Below are 6,470 nucleotides of genomic sequence, written 5' to 3'. Positions count from 1 at the left end.
AGGTCGAGCAGGCCGTGGTGTATGACCCCACCCGCAACGACATTTTTTGCGCCACCAAAGGCCGCGGCGCCTACATGAACGACCGCCGCATCCGTGTAGCCAAGCGCACCCGGCTGCAGGAATGCCTGATCTCGACCGGTTTCCCCTACCGCCCCGGTGACAAGCTCAAAAGCTATCTCAACATGCTCGGTGAAGTCATGAGCCAGTGCGCCGGCGTGCGCCGCCCGGGCGCTGCGGCGCTGGACCTGGCCTACGTGGCAGCTGGCTTCAGCGACGGCTTTTTTGAAACCGGCCTCAAGCCCTGGGACGTGGCGGCCGGCTCGCTGCTGGTTACCGAGGCCGGCGGCCTGATCGGCAACTTTACCGGCGAGGCTGACTTCATTGACCACGGCGAATGTGTGGCCGGCAATCCGCGCATTTACGGGCAGATGGTGGCCACTTTGGGTAAATACAGCAAATTTGCTGGCGCCGGCGACAAAGCCACGGTACGGCAGGCCCTGCAGGAAGACACTATGAGCACCGAGACCGCCGACGCCACCGCCCAGCCCGCAGACAAACCAAAGCTGACCGCCAAAAAGATCAAGTCCTCCGCGGTACGTGCCAACACCACACCGGACGCACCCTTCTAGCACCAGCCGTTGTAGGCAAAGGCCGCGATGAAGGCTTGAGCCGTATAGCCTCAGCTAAAATTTCCGCACTGCGCAGGGAGTCGCATGCACGCAGCGGCCCCGACCGAACTGTTTTCGCACCTGGTAATAACTAGTAATAAAACTATGCCTGAATCCACCGTAAAAACCTCTTCCACATCGGCTGATGCAGCCTTGCTGCGCGAGGTCGCGGAACTGGTGGTGAGCGCCCTCAACCTTGAGGTGAGCGCCGACGATGTACAACCCGACGAACCGCTCTACGGCGACGGCTTGGGGCTGGATTCCATCGACATCCTGGAAATTGCGCTGGTTGTCTCCAAACACTATGGCCTGCAGCTCAGGGCGGACCACGAAGACAACCACGCCATCTTTCATTCGCTGCGAAGCCTGGGCGACCATATTGCCGCCTGGCGAACCCAGTGACAGCTGTGCTGGCGACACGGTTTACCCAAGCCTGTCGCTGGGGCGGCATCGCGGCTTTGGGAATCGGCTACGCTGTGCTTTCCCATCTGGCCGCGGCATCGACGGCGCCGGGCTTGCTTGAGGCGCTGGTCGCCGTGCTTCCGCTGCTGGTGCTGGCCGTTGTCCTGGCCTGGCGTTCACCGCAGCGCCCTGTCATGCTGGCCCTTTGTGGTGTAGCCTGCCTCGGGTTTTATCTGTTCAGGGAATGGCTGATCACCCATTACAACTGGGTTTTCCTGCTTCAGCATGCGGGCACATATGCCCTGCTGTGCGGAACTTTCGGCCGGACACTCGTGCGCGGCCGCACACCGATGATTGCGCAATTTGCCCGCATCGTGCATGGCGAGCTTTCGCCTGCGCTTGTTTCTTACACGCGGTCGGCCACCTTGGCGTGGGCCTTGTATTTCGGAATCATTGCGGGCTTTTCATTGCTGCTGTTCTGGTTGGCGCCCATTACTGTGTGGTCCACTTTTGCCAATCTTCTGGGCATTCCCCTGCTCGCACTGATGTTTGCAGCGGAATATGCCGTTCGCTGCTACGCATTGCCGGCAGCAGATCGTGCCGGTCCGCTGGAGGCCATTCGCGCCTACCGGCAGGCTTCCGCAGAAAGCCGCGCGCGCCGGCCATGACGACGTTTCCGCTGATCTCGCACACCCGGGCTGAAGACGTTGTGGCTTGCAGCCATGGCCAGGCCGTTACCGTTGAACATTTTCTGACCGATGTCAGGCAGCTTGCGGCGGCCCTGCCCTCAGGCAAGCATGTTCTCAATGTCTGCGCAGACCGCTACCGGTTTGCCGTGGGTATGGCGGCCGCCCTGCTGGCAGACAAGGTCAGCCTGCTGCCACCCACGCTGACRCCGGAAATGGTGAAACAGGTCCGCAGCTTTGCACCAGACGTGTTTTGCCTCGCGGACCAGCCACAGTCCCTGGCCCTGCCGTTACTGAGCTGGACGGATGCGATGACGCCACGTCCGCCAGGCGCCGCAACTGGCATGCAGTGCGATATTCCGCAAATTCCCGCATCGCGCATTGCCACCATCATGTTCACCTCCGGCTCGACCGGCACGCCGGTGGCGCACCGGAAAAGCTGGGGCGGGCTGGTTCGCAGCGCGCGGGCTGAAGCCGACCGGCTCGGCTTGCTGGATGGCCGCAAGCACAGCATCGTGGCGACAGTGCCTCCGCAGCACATGTTCGGCTTCGAGTCCACCGTGTTGCTGCCGCTGCAAAGTGGCGCCATTCTGGTGGCTGCCCATCCGTTTTATCCGGCCGATATCTGCGCCGCACTGGCGCAAGCGGAGCGCCCCCGCATGCTGGTGACCACGCCCGTGCATTTGAAAGCGCTGCTGGCTTCAGGCCTGGACATTCCGCAGGTTGACCTCGTGCTGTCCGCCACGGCACCCCTGCCACCCCAGCTGGCATTGGCCACCGAAGCCCGGCTGCAGGTTCCTCTGCTGGAAATCTACGGCTCCACCGAAACGGGACAAATCGCCACGCGACGCATGACCGAGGCCCTGGCGTGGACACTCTTTCCGGACGTCACGCTGAGCATCAGGCAAGGCCAGACCTGGGCCTCAGGCGGCCATGTCGACCAACCCACCCCGCTGGCCGATGAACTGGAGTCGGTGTCGGACACACAATTTCTTTTGCACGGCCGGACTGCCGACCTGATCAATATCGCGGGCAAGCGAAGCTCGCTGGGCTACCTGAACCATCAGCTCCACGCCATACCGGGCGTGATGGACGGCGCCTTCTTCATGCCGGACGAGGGTTCCGGCGACACCGTGGTACGGTTGATGGCTTTCGTTGTGGCGCCGGGCCTGACGGCGCCGGCCCTTTTGGCGGCACTGAGGGAGCGGATTGACGCCATCTTCATCCCGCGGCCCCTCGTGCTGCTCGACAGCCTGCCACGCAACAGCACCGGGAAATTGCCGCGCGATACGCTGGTTACCCTGGCGCGCGACCATCTTCAAAAGAAATCTCCCGTTCCGGGCGAAACCCGGTTTTCCATCGCCCCTGACCATCCGGCGCTTGCCGGGCATTTCCCCGGTACACCCATTGTTCCCGGTGTGGTGTTGCTCGACGCCGCCATACACGCGGTACAACACGCACGTACCGGCCATGCCCCGGAGGTCTGCCAGATCAGCTCGGCGAAATTCCTCAGCACGGTGGGGCCCGGTGAGACGCTGACCATCTCCTGCAGCACCGCCGCCTCCGGCAGCACGCGCTTTGACATTTCCAGCGGCGACCGAAAAGTTGCCACCGGAACCTTGCTGCTATCGCCGCAGCCATGAACACGCCACGCGGAGCCAATGCGACATCCGGCGCCGAATGGCAGCAGCTCCCGGAACGCAGCAACGGCTTCATGCTGCGTGTCATGACCTGGATCTCGCTGAACCTGGGCCGTAGCGCCAGCCGCATCGTCCTTTACGGGATTGCAGCCTATTTCCTTATTTTCGCGCCGGCGGCGCGCCGGACGTCGCGAAACTACTTGCGGCGCGTGTTCGACCTGCCGTCGCCCGCTGCGGTCGGCTGGCGTCATCTGTTCCGGCATTTCCTGAGTTTTGCTTCTGCCATTCACGACCGTGTTTACCTGCTGAATGACCGCTTCGAGCTGTTTGATATCCGGGTGCACAACCAGCAACTGATCGACAAGGTGGTGGCTGACGGAAGAGGCGTGTTCCTCATCGGCGCCCATCTGGGCAGTTTTGAAGTTCTGCGGGCCATCGGGCGCCAGCAACCGGGCCTGCGCATTGCCATGGTGATGTACGAGGAAAACGCGCGGAAAATCAACGCGGCGATGGGCGCCATCAATCCCAAAGCGCAGCTGGACGTCGTGGCATTGGGACATATCGATTCCATGATCAGGGTGCACGAACTGCTGGATGAGGGTGCCGTCGTCGGCATGCTGGGTGATCGGTCACTGGGCAAGGACGACACCTATTCCATCGAGTTCCTCGGAGACGCCGCCGAGCTGCCGCTGGGTCCTTTTCGCATGGCCGCCATCCTGAAACGCCCCGTGTTGTTCATGACGGGGCTGTACCGCGGCGGCAATCGTTATGACATTCATTTCGAACCTCTGGCGGATTTCTCGACGCTACCTTCGCGCGGCCGCACAGCGGCGGTGCAATCCGCCATGACGCGCTATGCTGCACTGATGGCGCAATACTGCCGCAGCGCGCCTTACAACTGGTTCAATTTTTTTGATTTCTGGCGACCTGCGCCGCGGCAGTCCGGCCAGCCCGAACAAAACACCTGAGCATATGACACACCTTATTCAGCAAACATCCACCCCCGCCTCATCGCACATCACGCAACAGCCGTCACGGCCCGTCTTCGCGCTGGCCGCAGTTGTGGTGGGTCTGGTGTTGGCCGCATTGAGCCCGGCAGCGCTGGCCGCCTGGGACCTTCAGCAACTGATGGATTCGCTGGCGCAAACCAAGTCGGGCCGCGCCACCTTCGTCGAAAAAAAGAGCATTGCGTTGCTCGACAAACCGGTGGAATCGTCCGGGGAACTGCTCTATACCGCGCCAGACCGGCTGGAAAAGCGGACGCTCAAACCGAAGCCTGAATCCATGGTGGTGAACGGCGGAGAACTGGTGATTGAACGCGGGAAGCAAAAATACCAGTTACGGCTCCAGGCGTACCCCGAGCTGGCCGCATTCATTGACAGCATTCGCGGCACCCTGGCGGGCGACCGCAGCGCCCTAGAGCGCAACTACCGGCTCAGCCTCGAAGGCACGGCCGAACGCTGGACCCTGCAATTGCAGCCCGTCGATCCCAAAATGCAGGCGGTGATCCAACGCATCCGCATTACGGGTGTGCGTGACCAGTTGCGCAACATCGACATCGCCCAAGCCGATGGCGACAGCTCCACCATGACCATCGAGCAAGTGGCCACCCCGTGATGAACGGCGCACGCGGCCGCATGGCAGCCATTGCGGTATGGCTGGCATTCCTGATCGGTTGCGGCATTGTCATCAGCCGCACACAGTTCACGACCGACCTGTCGGCGTTTTTGCCGCGTACTCCCACACCCGAGCAACAACTGCTGATGGACCAGCTGACCGAGGGCCTGGCCTCGCGCCTTGTCCTGGTAGGCATAGAAGGCTCCGACGCCCCTCAACGTGCAGCGCTTTCCAAAAAAATGGCGCAGCAGCTGCGCACCGATTCCACTTTTGCCAGCGTGGCGAATGGCGAACCCGTCAATAGCGAGCGGGACCGCAATTTCCTGCTCAACCATCGCTATCTGCTGAGCCCTTCAGTGACGCCGGAACGATTCAGCGCGGATGGGTTGCACACGGCCCTCACTGACAGCATCGAATTGCTCGYTTCGCCCGCAGGACTGATGGTCAAGGCCCTGCTGCCCCGCGACCCTACCGGCGAAATGGTGCAGTTGCTGGGCCAGCTCAACGGCGGAAGCCAGCCGCAACAGGCCCATGGCGCCTGGACTTCCCGTGACGGCAAGCGGGCACTGATGCTGCTGCAGACCCACGCAGCAGGCTCTGACACCGATGCCCAGCAACGTGCCATGGCCGCGATTCGCCAGGCCTTCGATGCGGCGGGCGGTTCCTCAGCTGGTGCCAGCTTCGTCATGACAGGCCCTGGCGTATTTTCGGTCACGTCCCGCGAAACCATTCAAAGCCAGGTGAGCCACCTCTCGCTGATCAGCGTGGTGCTGATCGCGACGCTGTTACTGCTGGTTTACCGTTCTGTCAGCGCCCTTTTGCTCGGATTTTTGCCCGTGCTGAGCGGCGCGCTGGCGGGGATTGCCGCAGTCAGCCTGGGTTTTGGGTCGGTGCACGGCATCACGCTGGGCTTCGGCACAGCGCTGATCGGCGAAGCTGTGGACTACTCCATCTATCTTTTTGTGCAGTCCGAAGATGCAGGCGCCGACCAGGCGCATTGGGTCAAGCGCTTCTGGCCGACCGTCCGGCTCGGCGTTCTGACCTCCATAGCCGGCTTTGCCTCTCTCTTGTTTTCGGGCTTTCCGGGCCTGGCGCAACTCGGCCTGTATTCGATTGCCGGCCTGGTCGTGGCCGCCGCCGTGACCCGCTATGTACTGCCGCATCTGCTACCGCRCCATTTCCGCATCCATGATGTGTCGGCCATCGGGCGGGCGCTGGAGGGGCTGGTGCAACATGCGGCCTTGTTGCGATGGCCTGCCGCGGCCCTGCTGATAGCCGCCTGTGCCGTCCTTGCGGGAAATCACGCCAGCCTGTTCAACGACAAGATTTCCTCGCTCAGCCCGGTCTCGCAAGCCGATGTGGCGCTGGATGAAAGCCTGCGTGCCGATATGGGAGCGCCTGACGTGCGCTATGTGGTGGTGGTTTCCGGCGCCAGCCAGGAGTCGGTACTCCAGACC

Annotated in this window: 7 protein-coding genes; all 7 read left to right on the top strand. The window is 62.4% G+C overall.

All coding sequences use genetic code 11. The features are described from left to right. Positions 1-629 (top strand): inositol monophosphatase family protein (locus AC1DWI_RS10765; RefSeq protein ID WP_477724814.1); only part of this gene is annotated, 629 nt, incomplete at its 5' end. A 144-nt stretch (positions 630-773) separates the two neighbouring features. Then, the gene (locus AC1DWI_RS10760) at positions 774-1,070 is read left to right on the top strand and encodes a phosphopantetheine-binding protein (protein ID WP_457279104.1); all 297 of its coding nucleotides are present in this window, start codon (positions 774-776) and stop codon (positions 1,068-1,070) included. Next, entirely contained in the window at positions 1,067-1,738 is a 672-nt protein-coding gene (locus tag AC1DWI_RS10755; protein ID WP_477671560.1) for a COG4648 family protein, read from the top strand. Before AC1DWI_RS10760 ends, AC1DWI_RS10755 begins: the two co-directional genes overlap by 4 nt. After that, the gene (locus AC1DWI_RS10750; RefSeq protein ID WP_477671559.1) at positions 1,735-3,399 is read left to right on the top strand and encodes an AMP-binding protein; all 1,665 of its coding nucleotides are present in this window, start codon (positions 1,735-1,737) and stop codon (positions 3,397-3,399) included. The genes AC1DWI_RS10755 and AC1DWI_RS10750 overlap by 4 nt, the downstream gene beginning before the upstream one ends. Then, complete coding sequence (locus AC1DWI_RS10745; RefSeq protein ID WP_477671558.1) at positions 3,396-4,364, top strand: LpxL/LpxP family acyltransferase; 969 nt, start codon at positions 3,396-3,398, stop codon at positions 4,362-4,364. Before AC1DWI_RS10750 ends, AC1DWI_RS10745 begins: the two co-directional genes overlap by 4 nt. Positions 4,365-4,368: 4 nt before the next feature. Further along, a complete protein-coding gene (locus AC1DWI_RS10740; protein WP_477671557.1) occupies positions 4,369-5,013 on the top strand; it encodes a LolA-related protein in 645 nt (214 codons plus the stop codon). Continuing rightward, a partial coding sequence (locus tag AC1DWI_RS10735; RefSeq protein ID WP_477724813.1) for an MMPL family transporter occupies positions 5,013-6,470 on the top strand: 1,458 nt, incomplete at its 3' end. The genes AC1DWI_RS10740 and AC1DWI_RS10735, both read left to right, overlap by 1 nt.

It is taken from the genome of Polaromonas sp. P3_C2 (genome assembly GCF_056402675.1).
The sequence above is the reverse complement of the archived record's forward strand: the minus strand, read 5'-3'. Positions and strand labels throughout refer to the sequence as shown.